General features: G+C 41.1%; 20 protein-coding genes. 9 read left to right on the plus strand and 11 right to left on the minus strand.

Annotation, left to right across the window (positions count from 1 at the left end):
- Positions 1 to 121 precede the first annotated feature (121 nt).
- Positions 122 to 763: a YczE/YyaS/YitT family protein gene (locus LXF01_RS16360; protein ID WP_233944739.1), complete on the plus strand. Its 642-nt coding sequence runs from the start codon at positions 122 to 124 to the stop codon at positions 761 to 763.
- Between the two features lie 494 nt (positions 764 to 1,257).
- Here LXF01_RS16360 and tyrS read toward each other — a convergent pair whose 3' ends face one another.
- The gene (tyrS, locus tag LXF01_RS16365; RefSeq protein ID WP_171263825.1) at positions 1,258 to 2,490 is read right to left on the minus strand and encodes a tyrosine--tRNA ligase; all 1,233 of its coding nucleotides are present in this window, start codon (positions 2,488 to 2,490) and stop codon (positions 1,258 to 1,260) included.
- Between the two features lie 63 nt (positions 2,491 to 2,553).
- On the opposite strand from tyrS, the gene LXF01_RS16370 reads away from it, so the two are divergent.
- The gene (locus LXF01_RS16370) at positions 2,554 to 3,681 is read left to right on the plus strand and encodes an anhydro-N-acetylmuramic acid kinase (RefSeq protein WP_078189534.1); all 1,128 of its coding nucleotides are present in this window, start codon (positions 2,554 to 2,556) and stop codon (positions 3,679 to 3,681) included.
- 99 nt (positions 3,682 to 3,780) lie between these two features.
- On the opposite strand, the gene LXF01_RS16375 is transcribed toward LXF01_RS16370, so the two are convergent.
- From LXF01_RS16375 to purE, 3 genes are all read right to left on the minus strand, one after another.
- On the minus strand, positions 3,781 to 5,067 hold the full coding sequence (locus tag LXF01_RS16375) for a lytic murein transglycosylase (protein ID WP_180090332.1): 1,287 nt from the start codon (positions 5,065 to 5,067) through the stop codon (positions 3,781 to 3,783).
- Between the two features lie 728 nt (positions 5,068 to 5,795).
- A complete protein-coding gene (locus tag LXF01_RS16380; RefSeq protein WP_111886091.1) occupies positions 5,796 to 6,917 on the minus strand; it encodes a 5-(carboxyamino)imidazole ribonucleotide synthase in 1,122 nt (373 codons plus the stop codon).
- A 16-nt stretch (positions 6,918 to 6,933) separates the two neighbouring features.
- Positions 6,934 to 7,446 carry a 5-(carboxyamino)imidazole ribonucleotide mutase gene (purE, locus tag LXF01_RS16385; protein WP_078189531.1) on the minus strand — a complete coding sequence of 171 codons (513 nt, stop codon included), beginning with the start codon at positions 7,444 to 7,446 and terminating at the stop codon, positions 6,934 to 6,936.
- Between the two features lie 215 nt (positions 7,447 to 7,661).
- Between purE and LXF01_RS16390 the strand changes: the two genes are divergently transcribed.
- On the plus strand, positions 7,662 to 8,111 hold the full coding sequence (locus tag LXF01_RS16390) for a hypothetical protein (protein WP_233944740.1): 450 nt from the start codon (positions 7,662 to 7,664) through the stop codon (positions 8,109 to 8,111).
- Positions 8,112 to 8,136: 25 nt separating this feature from the next.
- Here LXF01_RS16390 and LXF01_RS16395 read toward each other — a convergent pair whose 3' ends face one another.
- Complete coding sequence (locus LXF01_RS16395) at positions 8,137 to 8,475, minus strand: DMT family protein (RefSeq protein WP_078189529.1); 339 nt, start codon at positions 8,473 to 8,475, stop codon at positions 8,137 to 8,139.
- 274 nt (positions 8,476 to 8,749) lie between these two features.
- Here LXF01_RS16395 and mpl point away from each other — a divergent pair, with 274 nt between their 5' ends.
- Positions 8,750 to 10,114, plus strand: a complete 1,365-nt coding sequence (mpl, locus tag LXF01_RS16400; protein WP_233944741.1) for a UDP-N-acetylmuramate:L-alanyl-gamma-D-glutamyl-meso-diaminopimelate ligase — start codon at positions 8,750 to 8,752, stop codon at positions 10,112 to 10,114.
- A 58-nt stretch (positions 10,115 to 10,172) separates the two neighbouring features.
- On the opposite strand, the gene LXF01_RS16405 is transcribed toward mpl, so the two are convergent.
- The 3 genes from LXF01_RS16405 to LXF01_RS16415 form a co-directional block, all read right to left on the minus strand.
- Positions 10,173 to 10,643, minus strand: a complete 471-nt coding sequence (locus LXF01_RS16405; RefSeq protein WP_180036062.1) for a BLUF domain-containing protein — start codon at positions 10,641 to 10,643, stop codon at positions 10,173 to 10,175.
- A 612-nt stretch (positions 10,644 to 11,255) separates the two neighbouring features.
- On the minus strand, positions 11,256 to 11,582 hold the full coding sequence (locus LXF01_RS16410) for a GNAT family N-acetyltransferase (RefSeq protein ID WP_180109493.1): 327 nt from the start codon (positions 11,580 to 11,582) through the stop codon (positions 11,256 to 11,258).
- A gap of 306 nt (positions 11,583 to 11,888) precedes the next feature.
- Positions 11,889 to 12,194: a GNAT family N-acetyltransferase gene (locus LXF01_RS16415; RefSeq protein WP_326489504.1), complete on the minus strand. Its 306-nt coding sequence runs from the start codon at positions 12,192 to 12,194 to the stop codon at positions 11,889 to 11,891.
- Between the two features lie 131 nt (positions 12,195 to 12,325).
- On the opposite strand from LXF01_RS16415, the gene LXF01_RS16420 reads away from it, so the two are divergent.
- A complete protein-coding gene (locus tag LXF01_RS16420) occupies positions 12,326 to 13,519 on the plus strand; it encodes a sugar transporter (protein ID WP_233944743.1) in 1,194 nt (397 codons plus the stop codon).
- 303 nt (positions 13,520 to 13,822) lie between these two features.
- Positions 13,823 to 14,788, plus strand: a complete 966-nt coding sequence (locus tag LXF01_RS16425) for a TerC family protein (RefSeq protein ID WP_233944744.1) — start codon at positions 13,823 to 13,825, stop codon at positions 14,786 to 14,788.
- Between the two features lie 65 nt (positions 14,789 to 14,853).
- On the opposite strand, the gene LXF01_RS16430 is transcribed toward LXF01_RS16425, so the two are convergent.
- Positions 14,854 to 15,432 (minus strand): nucleotidyltransferase family protein, encoded by a 579-nt coding sequence (locus LXF01_RS16430; RefSeq protein WP_233944745.1) that lies wholly within the window; start codon positions 15,430 to 15,432, stop codon positions 14,854 to 14,856.
- A 264-nt stretch (positions 15,433 to 15,696) separates the two neighbouring features.
- Between LXF01_RS16430 and guaD the strand changes: the two genes are divergently transcribed.
- The 3 genes from guaD (at position 15,697) to LXF01_RS16445 (ending at position 18,204) form a co-directional block, all read left to right on the plus strand.
- Positions 15,697 to 17,013, plus strand: a complete 1,317-nt coding sequence (gene guaD, locus LXF01_RS16435; RefSeq protein ID WP_233944746.1) for a guanine deaminase — start codon at positions 15,697 to 15,699, stop codon at positions 17,011 to 17,013.
- 226 nt (positions 17,014 to 17,239) lie between these two features.
- Positions 17,240 to 17,767 carry a hypoxanthine phosphoribosyltransferase gene (gene hpt / locus LXF01_RS16440; protein ID WP_233944747.1) on the plus strand — a complete coding sequence of 176 codons (528 nt, stop codon included), beginning with the start codon at positions 17,240 to 17,242 and terminating at the stop codon, positions 17,765 to 17,767.
- 179 nt (positions 17,768 to 17,946) lie between these two features.
- Positions 17,947 to 18,204: a GlsB/YeaQ/YmgE family stress response membrane protein gene (locus LXF01_RS16445; RefSeq protein WP_233944748.1), complete on the plus strand. Its 258-nt coding sequence runs from the start codon at positions 17,947 to 17,949 to the stop codon at positions 18,202 to 18,204.
- A 75-nt stretch (positions 18,205 to 18,279) separates the two neighbouring features.
- On the opposite strand, the gene LXF01_RS16450 is transcribed toward LXF01_RS16445, so the two are convergent.
- Positions 18,280 to 18,978, minus strand: coding sequence for a DsbC family protein (locus LXF01_RS16450; RefSeq protein WP_233945499.1), 699 nt, complete (start codon positions 18,976 to 18,978; stop codon positions 18,280 to 18,282).
- 116 nt (positions 18,979 to 19,094) lie between these two features.
- A complete protein-coding gene (dmeF, locus tag LXF01_RS16455) occupies positions 19,095 to 20,063 on the minus strand; it encodes a CDF family Co(II)/Ni(II) efflux transporter DmeF (protein WP_233944749.1) in 969 nt (322 codons plus the stop codon).
- Positions 20,064 to 20,090 lie beyond the last annotated feature (27 nt).

A 20,090-nucleotide genomic window follows, 5' to 3' on the forward strand; every position in this document is an offset into this window, starting at 1 on the left:
TATTTATTTGAATAATCACTATTAACGATCACAGTCATAAAAAGCCACTATTTTTGGGCTTTAGACGCATAGAGCGCAGGCTGCATTTCACGTACACTCTTTTTTATTTTTTAGGTGCAGGATGCCAACACAGTTTTTTCCACGCTTATTCTTACTATTAAGCGGATTAGGATTATTAGCTTTTGGTGTCGTACTCTCTATACATTCAAATTTAGGGACATCCCCTATTTCTTCGGTGCCCTACAGCTTTAGCTATATCTTTCCACTCACCGTCGGCACATTAACAGTATTAATGCATATCATCATGATACTGCTGCAAATGCTGATCTTAAAATCACGCTTTCAGTGGATACAGTGGTTGCAATTACCTGTGGGAATTTTATTTGGTGCATTTATTGACAGTTTAATGTGGCTGACCCAAGGCTGGAGCATAGAAAGTTACCCACTTCAACTCTTGGCTTGCTTGGCAAGTTGCCTGATTACCGCTTTAGGTGTGAGCTTAGTGGTCAAAGCCAGTCTAGTCCTCTTAGCCGCAGAAGGTCTCTATCAAGCCATTGCTGTTCGTTATCGCCTTGATTTTGGCAACTGTAAGACCTATGGCGACATTGTCTTGGTCAGTATTGCAGTTATCAGCAGTTGGCTGGTCTTACATCAAGTCATCGGGGTACGTGAAGGCACCATTATTACCGCACTTTTAGTCGGGACTTTAGTCAAGCGGATCTTACCTAAATTAAGCTTCATTCAATTTGGCTCTAAACCCTAAAATAAAACTCAATGAACATCTGTCTAAGTAGAAACATTTTAAAGCTCGATTGAATCGGGCTTTTTTTTTGGCGCGGTTAAAGTCTTTAATACAGAAATAAATGTGACTTTTGAAAGGAATAGCTCAATTTTACAAATAAAAAAGGGAAAGATCTCTCCCAAAATCTTTCCCTTAGAATTGAATCTTTAGTCGATCCATCGTGTAATTATTATAGTTATCTGTTTACTTCACTAAAAAAAGAGTCCCTTGGGGAAGAGACTTATAAAAAGTGGAGTTATCGTTATGTACCCTCTAGATGGTATATATCTCTCTAGATGAATAAATCTTATACATAAAATTCGAGAAATGCAACACATTTGGCAAAATTTAAGTGTTGTTTTTATAAGGTTTTTTTTGAATTTACTTATTTATATTATTAATATATTAATTGGTAAAAAAAAGCAGGCCGAAGCCTGCTTTTAATTCAATAACTTAACTAAAAATTCAAGAATTTATTAGTCGGTAAAAGTTACTTTTGCGATCGCTTTTTTGCTCGCTTGGATGATCAAAGTTTTGTTTTCTGACACAGCATAACTTGCATCGACCACTTCCCAATCCACTTTCACTGCACCACGACCAATTGCATCTTTTGCTTGAGCTGCATTTTTAGTCAAACCCGCTTCACGCAAAATAGAAGTAATGAAAATCTCGCCACCAAATGCGCCACGAGAAATCGTTACTTCTGGTGTACCTTCTGGAAGTTCACCTTCAGTAATCAAGTTACCTGCGCCTTTGTGCGCATTTGCTGCAGCTTCTGCGCCATGGAAACGCTCAACCAATTCAAGTGCAAGAATTTTCTTCACTTCTTGTGGGTTACGACCTTCAGCCACTTCTTTGAGCAACTGTTGAATCTCTTCAATCGATTTAAAGCTCAACAAGTCAAAGTAACGTTCGATCAAATCATCTGGCATTGAAAGCACTTTTTGGTACATCGCACCCGGTGCATCAAATACGGCAATATAGTTACCCAAAGATTTAGACATTTTATTTACGCCATCTAAACCTTCAAGAATTGGCACAGTAATGCACACTTGAGATTCTTGGTCATAACGGCTTTGTAATGTACGACCCATCAGCAAGTTAAAGGTTTGGTCTGTACCACCCAGCTCTACATCCGCTTCTAGCGCAACTGAGTCATAACCTTGCACCAATGGATATAAAAATTCGTGAATCGCAATTGGTTGATGGCTGTTATAACGTTTAGTGAAATCATCACGTTCCAACATACGTGCCACAGTTTGCTGTGAAGCCAACTGAATCAAGTCAGCAGCAGTTTTTTGACCAAACCACTCTGAGTTGAACACAACTTTAGTTTTCGCAGGGTCAAGAATCTTAAATACTTGTTCTTGATACGTTTTAGCATTTTCTAAAACTTTTTCACGAGACAACGGCGGACGCGTAGCGCTCTTACCCGTTGGGTCACCGATCATGGCTGTATAGTCACCAATCAGGAAGTAAACTTCATGACCTAAATCTTGGAAAACTTTTAATTTATTAATCAGAACCGTATGACCTAAATGTAAATCAGGTGCAGTCGGGTCAAAACCCGCTTTAATTTTTAATGGGCGATTCTGCTTTAATTTCTTAAGAAGATCTTCTTCAGAAATAATCTCATGTGTGCCTCGTTGAATGAGGGCAAGTTGTTCTTCAGCCGGCAGGAAATTTGACATCACAAAATCCAAATAGATCAGTTATACAATTTGTGCGATATACTAACACTTTTTCAGCACATTGCAGGCTTAAGAATCATCATGACAGCGATCTACATTGGGGTAATGACCGGCACAAGCATGGACGGTGTCGATATTGTTGCTGCTTCTTTTGATCCTTTAGAGATTCATGCAACGCTCACACTTCCCTTTGACCCAGACCTTCGTGATGAACTGATGGCACTTACTTTGCCTGATGATAACGAAATTGATCGCATGGGTAAGGCAGACGTTGCTTTAGCTCAAATGATCGGTCATGGCATCAATGAATTGATCGAGAAGAATCAGCTAGATCGTAGTCAAATCAAGGCGATTGGCTCACATGGACAAACCATTCGCCACCGCCCTGAACATGGTTTTACCCTGCAAATTGGCGACCCCAATATTATTACCGAACTCACTAAAATCCCGGTGATTTCAGACTTCCGCCGCCGTGATATGGCTGCGGGTGGTCAAGGCGCACCTTTAGTTCCTGCGTTCCATCAAGCGCTTTTCCAACATGACACCATTCACCGTGTGATTTTAAACTTGGGTGGCATTGCCAATGTCAGCATGTTACCTGCGGGTAAACCTGAAGATGTCTATGGCTTTGATACAGGCCCTGCCAACATTTTAATGGATGCATGGTGCGAACGTTATACTGGTCAGCCCTATGATGAAAATGGCAACTGGGCGGCTTATGGTCAGCCCATTCGCAGCCTGCTCGACCGCTTACAAGCACATGAGTTTTTCTCTAAAGAACCACCTAAAAGCACAGGTCGTGAAGACTTCAATCTTGAATGGTTAGATGAACAGATTCTCGATTGGCGTGGAGATCTCGAATATGACGAACTTGAAGATACGCCAGAAAACATTCAAGCAACCTTAATGAAACTCACCACACGTGCCATTAAAAAAGCCATTTACCGTTCTGATATGGATACTGGTGAAGTCTATGTATGCGGTGGTGGTGCATACAATTCGCACCTATTAGAGCAACTGCGCTGGCGTTTACGTAAACATGAATGGACGGTACAAAGTACCGCAGATTTAGGCTTAAGCCCAACATGGGTGGAAGCCACAGCCTTTGCTTGGTTGGCGATGCGCTTTGTCAATCAGCTTAGTGCAAATTTACCAAGTGTGACTGGTGCTGCTGGCTATCGTATCTTAGGTACAATCACTGCGGTTTAAGAGTCAAAAACATATAAAAAAGGTCTGCAATTGCAGACCTTTTTTATATAGACAAGCTTTTATATATATTGACTACTATATAAAAAGCATAGCTCAAACTTAATTCATCATTGCCTTGGCATGCTCATTACGAAATGCCCGTAAAATCTGCTGTCCCGCCCGACCTGTTGGACTTAAACCCAGTCGATTTTGCTCTTGTCGAATTGCTTGACGGGTTTTATCTCCAATTAATCCATCAACTTTACCGATGTCATAGCCGCGGTTAAGTAAAAATTGTTGAATCTCACGTCGTTCCGCACGTGAAGTCCCAGGATCATCGGTTGGCCATGTCGTACTAAAGCCACCCTTGCCTTGCAAGCGATCGGATAAATGCGCAATCGCTAATGCATAACTCTCTGCGGCATTGTAGCTATAGATTGCATCGAAATTTTTAAATACCAAGAACACAGGCCCACTTGCCCCAGCCGGTGCCATTAAACCTGCTTGGCTCGATCCAGAAAGGTTACCTTGTATTAACGGTGTGCCATCGGCACGCTGCAAACCACGATTCATCCAGCTATCTAATGACTTTTTATTACGGCGACTTTCACCACTGATCGACATTCCTTCGGGAATTTTTACTTCAAAGCCCCACGGCTGACCAGTTTGCCAACCACGCTTTTTCAGGAAATTCGCAGTTGAAGCCAACGCATCTGTGGTGCTCGATACCAAATCACGGCGGCCATCACCATCAAAATCCACGGCCAGCTCTTCATAAGTGCTCGGCATAAATTGGGTATGACCAAATGCACCTGCCCACGAACCTTTCAATTGTGATTCATTTAAATCACCACGCTGCAAAATCCGCATGGCTGCAAAAAACTCGCCACGGAAATAGCTTTGACGGCGTCCTTCACAACTTAAAGTGCCCAATGACTGTAATAAAGGATAGCTACCCGCAATATCACCAAAATTACTCTCCACACCCCAAACCGCGACCACGGTTTCAGCAGGCACACCATAAGCCGCTGCGACACGGTTTAATACATCACGATGCTGCGCCAATTTCTGCTGACCCAGTTGTACACGCTCTTCATCTACCAGACCGGACAGATAGTCCCAAATCGGAGTTGAAAACTCAGGCTGATAGTTGAGCTTTTCAATCACAGAATAATCAGGTGTTAAATTTTGTGTATAGCGATCATAAGTGGATGCACTCACACCAGCATTCATTGCTTGCGAGCGCAAATTGGCTAAACAACCTTGAAAGTTATTTTGTGGTGAAATGCTGCTTGTTGTAGGCATGCTCGACGAATTGACAGACTGACCATTAATAATCAACTCGGCATTTGCCTGAGTTATTGCCAATAAAGCAGTCCCGAAAACAAATCCTAAGTGATGCTTCATACCCTAGATCTTTTTTGAATTTAAATTGTTGCTTTAACAATAGCAGCTCAAAGCAAAAGTTAAAGGTTCAAAACGTAAATTTAAATTCATATTTTCTACTTATTTAAATTCATTTTTAAAATTTGAATTCAAAAGTAGTTATCCATAACCCAATTTTAAATTCATTACAAACCAAACACCGGTTTAAATTTAAATTCAAAACTTTTAAATTCAAAAATAAACTGCATGCAGAAAAAGTTATCCACAAATTCAAAATGGCGTGAAAATTCATTTTTATTATTAATAATCAAAATATTATAATTTTTAAAAGACTCTCTCTATAGATCCAATAAGGCTAGGCAACTTTTAAATTCAAATTTTTAAATTTAAACACAGCGAAATGAATTCATTTTTCAAATTTGAATTCATAAACTTTGAATTCATTGTTTCGGTATAGGATTTTTTGAATTCAAATTCATAGTTTGAATTCAAAAAATCAATTTAAATTCAAAACGCTTTGGTTATTTTTGATTTTGATTCACACACATCACAGGCTATTGATACACAAAAAATCATACGAAGATTAACGCAGAATATTTATAAACGAATGAACACTTTATGATCAATAGTTTCTTATCGTTTCAGCGATAAACGGTGTGATTTTGCAAAGAGGCGCAATGATGCCGGAACTACAGCAATAAAAAAAGCGGCCATGTGCATGACCGCTTTTTTATCATTCAAACACAGGTTTAAATGGTCATATCTTCGCTAAGTGCCAGTGGATTCGGCAAAATTTTCGCCAAAGCACGGCATAAAGCTGTTAATTCTGCAGTATCGTTCGGCATTAATGTGATGTGACCGATTTTGCGACCTTCACGCTCTGTTTTGTTATACAGATGCAAATGTGCGCCATTCAGTGCCAATACATCTTCAGACTTCGGATGTTGGCCAATGATGTTTACCATGACCGTTGGACGAACAACTTCAGTAGAACCCAAAGGTAGACCTGCTACAGCACGAATGTGGTTTTCAAATTGTGAACACACTGCGCCTTCAATCGACCAATGCCCCGAGTTATGCACACGTGGCGCCATCTCATTGGCATATAAGCCTTTATCCGTCACAAACAGCTCTAGCGTCAAAACACCGACATAATTCAAATGATTGAGCAGGCGAGTAATGTAATCTTGCGCAACTGGTTGTAAGTCTGCACTGTTTGGTGCAGGCACAATCGAATGCGACAAAATGCCGTTGTGGTGGTGGTTTTCCGCCAATGGCCATGTTTTCACATCACCATCTTGACCACGCACCGCAATGATTGAGACTTCACGTGAGAAGGTTACAAAGCTTTCCGCGATCAATTCACCTGCAGGGCCTAGTTCAGCCCATGCTTGATCCATTTGCTCAGCGCTACGTAGCACAAATTGACCTTTACCGTCATAACCGCCACGCGATGTTTTCAGTACGATGGGTAAACCCAACTCAGCAACAGCAGCTTGTAAACCCTCGAAAGATGTCACGGCCTTATAAGGTGCAACTGGGATAGCCAATTCATCAAACAAAGCTTTTTCGGACAAACGATGCTGTGCAATCGCTAAAGCTTGGCGCGGTGGGTGCAATGCTTTGTTCTTGGTCAACACATCAACATCTGCTAACGGAGTATTTTCAAACTCTAAGCTGAAAACATCTGCGCTCTGAATGAAATCTTGCAAACCATTTTCAGCTTGAGTCGAAATCACTGGACCCAGCGCTGCAGAAGGGCAGTCGGTACTCGCTTCAAAGAAGGTGCATTGAATGTTTAAAGGCAATGCCGCTTGCGCCATCATGCGACCCAACTGGCCACCACCAAAAATACCAATGGTTTTATCCATGAGAAATGCCCCTTAATTAAGCTTGACCCGGAATATTTTTACTCGCCACTTTATCGGTTTGCGCAGCACGGAAATCTGCAACATTCTTTGCAATTTCAGGACGTGTTAAACCTAAAATTTGTGCCGCCATGATCGCTGCATTGGTTGCACCCGCTGGGCCAATTGCCAAAGTACCAACTGCAATACCTGCGGGCATTTGCACGATAGACAGCAATGAATCCACGCCGTTTAAAATTGATGATTTCACAGGTACACCAAGTACAGGTAGGTCAGTCTTGGCTGCGCACATGCCTGGCAAATGTGCTGCACCGCCAGCACCGGCAATAATCACTTGAATACCACGATCACGTGCGGTTTCAGCATATTCGAATAATCGATCTGGAGTTCGGTGTGCAGATACAACTTCCGCTTCAAATGGGACGCCAAGCTGTTTCAGCATATTGGCAGTGTTTTCTAGCGTTGCCCAATCCGATTGAGAACCCATGATAATTCCAACGAGAGGAGTGTCTTGTGAAGCGGCCGCATTCATTGCAATGTTTCCAGAGATTAAAGTAAGAGAGAGTAAATCTCGACTAGAGCCAAGCTTTAATAAGAGCCCCATATTATAGACTGAAAATTCATCTCAATAAAATTTAACGGTTGTCTTTAAAAGAAAACTCCATAATATTTTGATGAAAATATTTTTATTTTTTTCAATTTTATAAAAACTTTTATTAAATCAATATTTATAACAACACTTTAAACATGAAACAGATCTTTATCTTGCTCACTTTAGCCCTAAGCTCTCCGAGTTTTGCCCAACTCGTTCAACTCAATACAAGCCAATTTGAAAAAGACTTTAACCTCTTGCAGAAACAAAAAGGCTATAACGGCCAAATCAAGAGTAATGGCTACATCCACGAAAAATTTTTAGTCACCGGAAAATCGATCATTGATGAACGTGAGCCGGTCAAGATGACAGGCTATTACAAAGCAGATGATGGCCGTGATAACATGTATTCAATTTCAGAATATCGTGTGTATTGCGATGACCAAAGCTATGGTTTTGCTCTCATGAACTTTGAAGCAGACGGTCAAATGACTGTACTGACCAGTGAAAGTGATTATGCCTTTGACTATGAAGATCCCACTGCACGAGACCGTGAGTTTAGTAAAGTCCTCAAAAATGCCTGCAAACACGCCTCACTTAAATGATCAGCCCCATGCGGTATTGAATCAATTAAGCACTGCGAAACACGAAATAGACACACCCAAAAAGGCATAAACCTGCCCACAAATAGTCCAATTTAAAGGGCTGTTTAAAAAGGAAAATCATAAATGGAACGAAGACCAATAGCGTCACGACTTCTTGTGTGATTTTCATTTGACCCAATGACCACCCATGTTTGGCCAACAATCGCGTTGCTGGGATCATAAAACTATATTCGAGTAACGCGATCGCCCATCCAAATAAAATCGCTTGCCAAAGCGGTGCATCATGTAAAAACTTCAAATGCCCATACCAGGCCAAAGTCATAAAACAGTTGGAGATAATCAATAAAAATAGGGCAAGTGACATAAGCAATCAAGATCGCAAAAAATTGCGCTTATTGTACGTTTTTCATCATGATTTCGCGCCTATTTTCCGTGTTTTTATCCTCAAGAAAATTGCGTACATTTGATCAGTTACGTGCTCAATCTTTTTGCACGATCTCATACAAAAAAATCTATCTTTTCGCTAAGACCCTTGCTATGGTTGCTCTCAAATGAAATTAACCTTTTCAACCAAATCTATAATGACAACACCACAATAACAAAGTGATGTGTCGATAAAAGCAGTGGAGTTAGAACGAATGCATCTGCATATCTTGGGTATTTGTGGCACCTTTATGGGTTCATTGGCGCTCTTGGCGCGTGATTTAGGACATAAGGTGACGGGTTCAGACCAAAACGTTTACCCACCAATGTCTACCCAATTGGAAAATGCAGGCATTACCTTAATGCAAGGCTATGACCGTAGCCACCTTCAACCACACCCAGATCTCGTGATTGTCGGCAATGCCATGAAACGTGGCATTGATGCAGTGGAATACATGCTGAACGAAGGCCTGCCTTATATTTCTGGCCCACAGTTCCTTGCAGACCACGTGCTACAAGGTAAACATGTCTTAGGTGTTGCAGGCACACATGGCAAGACTACAACCACAACCATGTTGGCATGGGTGCTCGATCAAGCGGGTTTAAACCCGGGTTTCTTGATTGGCGGCGTACCCTTAGGCTTTAGTGAAAGCGCACGTTTAGGCGGTGGTCAATATTTCTGTGTAGAAGCCGATGAATATGATTCGGCATTCTTCGACAAACGTTCTAAGTTTGTGCATTACCATCCTAAAACAGCGATTTTAAATAACCTTGAATTTGACCATGCCGATATCTTCGAAGACTTGGCTGCGATTCAAAAGCAATTCCATCATCTAGTGCGTACTATTCCAAGTGAAGGCCGTATCATTGCGCCCATTACAGAAACCAATATTGATGAAGTCTTAGAAATGGGCTGCTGGACACCTGTGGTGCGTACATCTTTAGATGCCAATGACAAATCTGAATTGTATGCAGAACAGTTATCTGCTGATGGCTCACATTTCAATGTTTTACAACACGGTGAAGTGAAGGGCTCAGTCAAATGGAACATGACCGGCCAACATAGTGTAGCCAATGCTTTGGCGACGATTGCCGCAGCAGAGCATGTTGGTGTGTCGATTGAAACAGCTTGTGAAGCATTATCTAATTTTGGTGGTGTGAAACGTCGTATGGAACTTCTGGGTACAGTTCGTGGTATTGAGGTTTATGATGACTTTGCACATCACCCAACGGCGATTGATACCACGTTAGAAGGTGCGCGTAAGCGTTTAGGTCAACGTAAGCTTTGGGCGGTGATCGAGCCACGTTCTAATACCATGCGCATGGGTAGCCATAAAGATGGCCTTGCACATTCTGCACGCTTAGCGGATGAAGTGATTTGGTATCAACCTGAAGGTTTGGATTGGGATCTACAGCCTGTGATTGAAGCTGCTACGAATAAAGCTGTGGTGGCTCGTTCACTGGATGACATCATTCAAACCATCGTAAGCGAGGCAGGCGAGGGCGATGCCGTGGTGATTATGTCGAATGGCGGTTTTGGTGGTTTACATCAGAAGTTGATCAGTGCATTAAAAGCCTAAACCCACTAGATAAAATAAAAAAAGCCCGCTGCGCGGGCTTTTTTTATTCACACTCAGCTTAAAAATAATGCTGATAGCCTCGGTTTTTATAGCCTAAATCCAGCTTAACCGGCTGTTCAACATTTTCTAATCTTAACAATGTCGTTAAAAACGCCTGAATTTGTTCCGTATTAAGCAGGTTTGGTTGAAAGCTTGAATGTCCAAAGCGCTGGAATAAACTGGCAATTTCACTATGTCGATTGACATATTTCATCGACCATTTTGAAAAATCGATTTGATCAATAGTTTGATCAGGATAACGCACAATATCCCGATGCCGCGTATCTTGCATAATATGCTGAAAAAGCTGTTCGAGTGCCGCTTGCTCACCTTGCAGGCATTGGAAGAACCGGCCTTCGGCATAGTACAGCACGCCAAAAATATTCTTTTCAGTATTAAAGCTGCGGGCTCTCACCAAAATATCACTTAAATCTTGTATTAAATCAAATTGTTGTTCTACACGTGTACTGGCATAACAGAGTTGTATCATTGTGTTTATTCTTAAAGTATTAGTACGATTTTAACGTAGAAAGTTCTACAGGATGAGTAAATATTTGTATGTTTTTTAATCAAGTGTGCTTTTTAACTTACAACACAAAACCAAGATCACGTATACCGATATCACCTTCATTTTTTTAAACTCATACATATTCAAACAATGAAATTATTTCCATTTGAAGATGAATAAAGAGGCCTACCATGCTCAAGAATTTACTCATTTTTTTATCGATCACTTGTGTATATTTTGCTGCCTTGATCATACTGAATAATTTTGGCGTTTCAGATTTTTTTAATGTCGTTATTTGCTCATTTATTTTAGGAATAACACTGCGTACTGCGATTCCCCACTATCTCATTTATTTACTAATGATGATGACTATTGGCAGTATTTATTTTGTACTGAATGACTTTGCATTATTAAATATCATGTGTTTAAGCTTATTTTTAGGGATATCAAGCTGCTCGATCTTATTGCAGTTTTGGCCAAATCTTTTCAAAGCACCTTCTACGCTGTTAAAATTAAAGCTCAATTAAATACAACTTAGCTTTTAAATTTTTTAAAAAATTCATAATGATAGAAAAGCCCGCATGGCGGGCTTTTTTAGGCTTGAACATCGGCAAGGGTTTTATCTCTACGAAACATCACATCAACATAAGAACAAGTAGGAATAATCTTTAAGTGTTTATCACGAGCGAATTCCACCAAATGATCCAATAACACTCGAGCCATCCCTTGCCCACGCAATGAGTCATCTACCCACGTGTGATTTGCCACAATGGTATGTTCATCGCGCCATAGATAACTCATTTCTGCGAGCCGTTCACCCTCAGCATTTAACTGAAAAAATTCACCTTTTTGACCATTATCTTGATGTTGTATAGTCACTGTTTTTTCTTCCTTTTTATGAAAAAATACACCGTGTAACAAACGAGAAAGTGATTGGTACAGAACTTAAACGACCTATATTCAACTGTAGGTGATAATAAACTTGTACACCTTTCACATTAATTAAAAAACAATTAAATCACAATTGCCGGATATTTTTATTATGGACCTTTATCTCGTCGCCATTTTTGTATTGCTGATTATTGCAATATGTTTGGTTGTATCGCTGTATAAATCACGATCTTAATTCAATTTCACAGCTAGATTTCAAATAAAAACAGCCTGATCGCTATACCATCAGGCTGTTTTTATTTATCCAAATGATTAATCTACATCACGCTATACAATTTAGCGTAGAACATCACGAATCGATTCATCTTTATCAAATACAGATTTTGCAAAAGGGCAGAGTGGAATAATTTTCACGTTCTTTTCCCGAGCAAAATTCACTGCTGCATCGAGGAGATGTCGTCCAACACCTTGTCCTCGCAAGCTGTCACTGACGTCGGTATGATCAATAATAAATTTATCACCGCCTGCCCATGAGTAAGTCATCTCTGCCAAACGTTCCCCATCTTGCTCAACAAAGAAAGCTCCTTTTTTTTGATCATCATCTTGTTGTACAAACATCTCAAATTTCCTCCATTTTTTTATAAATTGGCATGTAATGGAGGTCAACTCTGTTGTTTTTTATTAATTTAAACCGCATGCATAGGGCTTAAATCGGTTCCTGCTCGTGTATAGAGCATAGTAAAATAAGCCACTTTATTTATTTGAAGACACTCATGTCTGCCTCTCCCTCCGAAACGGCTTCTTCTGGCTCTTGGACGGCTGTGATTGCTTTGGCTTTCGCAGCATTTATTTTTAATACCACTGAATTTGTACCTGTCGCGTTACTCAGCGATATTGGCAAAACATTTAGCTTAGCCGCGACCGATGTCGGCATCATGATTACGCTCTATGCATGGGTGGTTGCGCCGATTTCTTTGCCGATCATGTTATTGACCAAAAATATTGAACGTCGCTCGCTCCTGATTTGTTTATTTATAGTGTTTATTATCAGCCATGTTCTGTCGTATTTCGCATGGAGCTTTAATACTTTATTGCTCAGTCGAATTGGCATTGCTTTCTCGCATGCACTTTTTTGGTCAATTACTGCGTCGCTGGCAGTTCGTGTTGCACCGAAAGGCAAAGAATTTCAAGCCTTGGGGCTTTTGGCCACAGGCACAGCTTTGGCGATGGTTCTCGGTATTCCGTTTGGGCGTATGGTCGGAGAAGCCTATGGTTGGCGAAATACCTTTGCTCTGATTGGCATTGGCGCCAGTATCGTTTGCCTGATTTTAGCCAAAACGCTGCCAATACTGCCGAGTTTGAACTCAGGTTCGCTGAGCAGCCTAAAACAGTTTATTCGCCGTCCAAGCTTAATAATGGTCTTTGCATTAACCATTATCGTCATTAGCGCGCAATTTACCGCATATAGCTATATCGAACCGTTTTCGCTCAACATTGCTGCATTCAGCTCCATGCAAACCACCACGTTGTTATTAATCTTTGGTGCAGCAGGCTTTCTAGGTTCTTATCTCTTTGGAAAATTTGGTGGGAAATATCCCAAAGTTGCGATTCCTTTAAGTACAGCCACACTGGCTTTATCGATGCTGCTGTTGCTTCCTGTTTCTTTGAGTTTTGCAGGTGTAAGTGCCGTGTGCCTACTATGGGGCATGAGTATCATTGGATTTAGTCTCGCATTACAGTCAAAAACGCTGCTTCTCGCATCCGATGCCACCGATGTCGCCATGGCTATCTATTCAGGACTTTATAATGTCGGGATTGGCGGTGGCGCACTCTTGGGCGGTATGGTCAGTGTACATTTCGGTTTGAGTTATATTGGCGTGATCGGAGGAATCATCGCCGTGATCGGCACACTTTTAGCCTTAGCGTTGGTACACCGTGGTGATTTTAATCCTCCCGTGACACATTAAGTGAATTCGAAAATTGCTGATTGCACTTTGTACTAAAAACTGTCATGCTTTGCCGCATATTTGGACAGTGTCCAAAACAAAATTTGAACAAGGGGAGTAGCCTCCTCCAAACGTAAACCTTGTTTTACGTGTCAGAATATCGTCATTACACTTTGCAAAAAGTCGGTATCTGAGCATCGCTGCTGAAAATCATTACAGTACGATGTAGGCAAGACCTTGATCATGTTGTCTCAGGCGTTTTATTTCGTCTGGCAACTGGTCGAGGTTTTTTTTATGGCTGGTTGTTAGATGTGGAGAATACACATGGAAACGATTGGCTCTTTATGGCTATATCTGGCATTTTTCGGTTTAGTCACCATCATGCTACTCATCGACTTTTTAGGCTTTAAAAATAACAAAGGCCAAGAAATCAAAGTCAAAACCGCTGCCTATTGGAGTATTGCATGGGTCTCTGTGGCTACCTTATTCGGTGGTGCATTGTGGCTCTACTTACAGCAAACCGCTGGTGTCGCTGTTGCAAACACCAAAATCATGGAATATTTCGCTGGTTATCTGCTCGAAAAATCACTTGCAATTGATAACGTTTTTGTCTGGCTCATGATCTTTGCTGCCTTTGCCATTCCACCTGCTTTGCAGCGCAAACTGTTACTCTACGGTGTCCTCGGTGCAATTGTGCTGCGTACCATCTTTATTTTTATTGGGGCATGGTTCGTTCAAGAATTCTCTTGGGTACTGTACATCTTCGGTGCATTCCTAGTGTATACCGGCTTTAAATTCCTTAAAGGCCAAGACGAAGAAGATAAAGATATCGAAGATATGGCGATTTTGAAGTGGCTACGTAAACACATGCGTATTACCCCTCAAATGCATGAAGATAAATTCTTCGTTCGTCAAAATGGTGTCTTATGGGCAACGCCGCTCTTTTTAGTGTTGATCTTGGTTGAAGCATCGGACGTCATTTTTGCGGTGGACTCAATCCCAGCGATCTTTGCGGTTACCTCTGACCCATTCATTGTACTGACTGCAAACTTAATGGCGATTTTAGGTCTACGTGCTATGTTCTTCCTCTTATCCGGTGCTGCATCGAAAATGCATTACTTACCATATGGTCTGGGCATTATCCTGGTATTTATTGGCGCTAAGATGCTGTTGCTCGATGTGTTCCACATGCCAATTTGGATTTCACTCGGTTTTATTGTGGTGACTTTAACCATTACTGCATGGTTATCAATCCGACACAGTAAGAAGTACCATCAAACCACGTTATAAAACGCTTAGATAAATAAAAGCCTTCTTTCAAGAAGGCTTTTTTTATTTTGTAACAAAGCCATGAACTAAGCTTCAGGCGTCATCAAGAGTTTGAGTTTCGGCCAGCGTTGTAAAAATTGTTTTTGCTGCACACGCTGCAAAAAAGTCGCCTGACTGACTAAACGTGGGTTCCAGCGGACATTTAACTCAAATAAATCATCTAAGCCCAAAGGAGCAATCAGCTGTATTTGTTGTTGATCATCCAATTTAACGGCGATGGCAGTGGCAGTTTCTGGCCACAACGATAGGGCATGCTCAATCGACTTGAGCGCCTGTATTTGCTCGCCATTTTCCAAGCGATACCACTGGTGTACTGTCGCTTGGTTGGTAACATCCCAATGAATGTGAGGAAAATCCAACTGCATCTGCTGTTGAATCCTTTGACCCTGTGTTCCATCATCATGTTCCGCATAATAAATCACATCGACTTCTGTTCCTTCCAGTACATAGAGTTGTTGATGTCGCTGTGACCAAATCAAATTACGAACCACGCCTGCAGCCAAATAAGCCTGTGTATCTATGGCATACATGGCATGTAAAATCTGCATGATGCCTTGATGCTGAAATAGGTCATGTTTTAATTGGTCTGAATAACGCATATGCATTAAAGGGCTCATTCTCTTTTTTAAAGGGCGCTCTTGAGATCAATATAGCAAACGTTGCACCTGTTAGTCTTTATTCATACGTCGTGCAATGTACACGGCTCAATGCTTTTGAATTATTCAAATCAAACATAATGAACAAAAAAACAGAATCACTTATCAATAGGTGTTCTATTTTTTAGAATACATTTTCACAATTACTCTAACGGTATTTTGAACCAAATTGGGCTACAATCAACCGAAAAAATTCTAAACTGCAGGTATGTCATGTCTTCTGTTATCGCATCTACAGCGATCCGTGGTCGCTTTCTAGATATTCAGAATACAGTTGCCCAAGCACGTGAAATTCACGACCAAGTGCGCTATTTCGAAGATGGTTTGCTAATTACGCAAGCCGGAAAAATTCAATGGTTCGGTCCATGGTCTGAGGGCCAACACCATCTCCCAGATCAGGTTGAAGTACAGCATTATCCTGATCAATTGATTGTTCCGGGTTTCATCGATACCCATATTCATTATCCACAAACGGAAATGATGGGGGCTTATGGTGAACAGCTACTGGAATGGCTCGATACCTATACCTTTCCAACTGAAATCCAATTTGAAGATCCGGCTTATGCAGAGCAAATTGCACAGTTCTTTGTAAACGAGTTACTCAAAAACGGAACCACAACAGCTCTTGTTTTTTGTACCGTTCATCCACAATCGGTCGATGCTTTATTTAAAGCTGCAGAACAGCATCAGATGCGCTTAATTGCCGGTAAGGTCATGATGGATCGACATGCCCCTGAAGCATTATGTGACACAGCTGAGAGTGGCTATAACGACTCCAAAGCACTGATTGAGAAGTGGCATGGCAAGGGCCGTAACCTGTATGCCATCACGCCTCGCTTTGCCCCAACCTCAACGCCTGAACAATTGGCACGGGCAGGGGAGCTAAAAACCGAGTATCCTGATGTTTATGTGCATACACATTTGAGTGAAAATAAAAATGAAATTGCGTGGGTCAAAGCATTATTCCCTGAGCAAAACGGCTATTTAGACGTTTATCATCATTATGGTCTGACCGGATCACGTTCCGTGTTTGCGCACTGCGTGCATTTGGAAGATGCCGAGTGGGAGTGTATGCATCAGACCAACTCCGCAATCGCGTTTTGTCCAACCTCGAACTTGTTCTTAGGCAGTGGTTTATTTCCATTAAAGAAAACATGGGAAAAACAGGTGAAAGTCGGCTTAGGCACAGACATTGGCGCAGGCACCTCATTTAACCAACTGCAAACCATCAATGAAGCCTACAAAGTTCAACAACTTCAAGGCGATAAACTGTCCGCATTTGAAGCGCTGTACCATGCCACGTTAGGGGGAGCAAAAGCCTTAGACCTAGAGGACAAACTTGGAAACTTTGATTTGGGCAAAGAAGCAGATTTTGTGGTGCTCGATTTAAAAGCCACGGCTTTACAAGCCCTACGTCAACAACGTGCCAAAAATCTGGAAGATGCTTTATTTGCCCTGATGCTGATGGGTGATGATCGTAATATCCATGCCACCTATGTGTTTGGACAATGTGCGTATGTCAAAGCATAAAACAGCTCGACCGAGAGGAAAAACAGCGTTGAAAATTGGACTGATTGCCGTCGCTTGTCTGTGCTTACTCAAGCGTGACAGCACTTCCAAAAAAAAACTGATTACATTTTCAACGGCAAAAAAGATGCATCTGTGAGCCAGATGTATTAAAATTGGTTCATCTTTAGAGGTGTTGCAAGTCAACACCTTTTTTATTTTTTTGATTTGCTTTTTTAGGTATCTACCCATGTCTGTTCAAATGAGCGTATTGATTTCCACTGAAGAAATTCAAGCTAAAGTGAAAGAGCTTGGCGCAAAAATTGATGCACACTATGCTAACAGCGACAAAGAGTTGGTGTTAATTGGTCTATTACGTGGTTCCGTTATTTTTATGGCTGACCTTTGCCGCGCGATTTCAAAACCGCATGAACTCGATTTCATGACCGTTTCAAGTTATGGCGGTGGGACAGTATCTACTCGCGATGTAAAAATCTTAAAAGATTTAGATGGCGACATTAAAGATAAAGATGTCTTGGTGGTTGAAGATATTATCGATTCAGGAAATACCTTAAGCAAAGTTTTAGAAATTTTACAGACGCGCAATCCAAATTCAATCGAGCTTTGTACTTTGGTTAGCAAGCCTTCACGTCGTGAGATTGAACTCGAAGTGAGATTTTTAGGTTTTGAAGTCGAAGATAAATTTATCGTAGGTTATGGTCTGGACTATGATCAAAAATATCGTCACATTCCATTTATTGGCGAAATTGGTCTCTAAGCAAGATCAGATACTTAAGAGTGGCCTAAGGCCACTTTTTTTTACTTTTCTAGCTATTCCAGAACAAAAAAACAACAGTTTTTTGCATGTTTAGGCTGTAGCTCAGCTTAGTTTTGATTAAAGATAAAGATTGAACATGTCGTAAAAAACAAATACATGATAACAAAAGGAGAGTTACTATGTGGTCACTAATTGTTGCGATTGTTGTTGGTTTTATTGCTGGTTTAATTGCACGTGCGATCCATCCTGGAGATGACAAAGCAGGTTTCATTATGACCACCCTGCTCGGGATAGCAGGTTCCTTACTTGCGACCTATGGCGGACGTTTATTAGGTCTATATGGAGAAAATTCTGCCGCTGGATTTATCGCTTCCGTCATTGGTGCGATCATTGTGTTGTTTATCTATAACCTTGTAACGAAAAAAGCCCGCGTCTAATTTTTATAGCACCATTAAAATACCCGCCTATAGACGGGTATTTTTTTATATTTTATTCATGCCGTACAGCTGAAATTATTTGATCTCTTTTAACATCGATTCTAATTCAGCAGCAGGATATGCACCGGTTAAGATCGAACCGTTGGCAAAGACGATTCCCGGTGTACCACTTAGTTTTAAGCTTTTTGCTAATTTTAAATTTCGATCAATGGGGTTTGCACAGCTTTTCGCTGACTTCGGTTGAATTCCCTTATTGATTAAATTATTCCAGACCATAGCAGGGTTTGACTCACAAAAAATCTGCTTCGATGGCGCCAACGACTGCGGTTTTATGGCTGTGACAAAAGTATAAATGGTCACATCATTGAGTTTTGCCAGTTCTACTTCAAGCTTCTTACAATATGGGCAATTTGGGTCAGAAAAGATCGCGATTTGGCGCTTCCCATTCCCCCTGACTGTTTTAATCGCATCTTGTAATGGGAGTTTATTCCACTCAGTTTTTTGCTGACTGAGGATCAATTGTTTGGTCAGATTTTTTTGATCTTTTAAACGGATCATTGAACCTGCGATCACATAATCCGCATTTTCACTCAAATACAAAACTTGATCTTCAACAAAGCCGCTATATATGCCCGGCATTTCGGTACTTTGAATATTTTCAATTTTTAAACTGGGGTGCTTTTCTGCCAAGAGCTTTTGAACCTGTGCCGCATCTGCTAAAGCAAAAGTCGAAAGGGTGGTACTCAACGCCAACACACATATTTTTTTCAACATAGACCGAACAACTTCAACATTTAATTGATTCAGCATTCTAAGCCTTAACACGTGAAAGTCTTGGGCTTTTTTCAGTTCATTACGCAATAGCTACATGCCGTTTCACGTGGAACATATTAAGCTGCATCAGGTGAATTAATTTCAACAGACACATGTACAATTTCTTCATGAATCGACAGCGCTTGACGCACTTCATCGGCGCTCAATGCCTGACTGGTTTCTAAAGCCACAATACATGAAAACTGACCTTTACCCACTTTCCATACATGTAAATCAGTTACATCGACGTCGACAGGTAATTGCATTAAAATCTCTCGAATCTCATCAACGACAGGGTGATCCATTTCCGCATCTAGTAATGTTTGTCCAGTTTCTTTCATCAGCCCAATGGCCCACTTACCAACAAGTACCGCACCAACAATCCCCAATAGCGCATCTAAAAATCCCCAGCCCATCCATTTTCCAGCAAATAAAGCCACAATGGCCAACACTGAAGTCACCGCATCAGCAACCACATGCATGAAGGCTGCTTTCTGATTGAGATCGTGATGATGATCATGCTGCTCTTCATGGCTATGCTGCTGATGATGATGGTGATGGTGATGGTGATGGTGATGGTGATGGTGATGGTGATGGTCATCATGCAATAACCAAGCACAGATCAAGTTCACCACCAGACCTAAAATCGCAATAGGGATTGCTTCGTTATAATGAATTTGGACCGGGTTGAATAAGCGTTCCACCGAATGAAAGGCCATAAATGCAGCAACGACCATCAATAATATCGCGCTGCTATAGCCCGCTAAAATTTCAATTTTCCAAGTCCCAAAACTAAAACGAGCATCTTGGGCATAGTGGCGTGCCGCACGATAGGCAAAATAGGCCAAGCCTAATGCCAACATATGTGAACTCATATGCCAACCATCAGCCAATAATGCCATCGAATTAAAAATCCATCCGCCAATGACTTCTAACAACATCATGACTGCCGTTAAAATAGTGGCAATTAAGATCCGTTTTTGTGCGAGTGGATTACCTTCATCAAATTGATGATGATGAATTCGGATGGATGGGGAAGTTTTCATTAGGTTCTATGCTTAAATATACTCCCC

The sequence above is a fragment of the Acinetobacter sp. SH20PTE14 genome (assembly GCF_021391555.1).
GTDB lineage: Bacteria > Pseudomonadota > Gammaproteobacteria > Pseudomonadales > Moraxellaceae > Acinetobacter > Acinetobacter amyesii.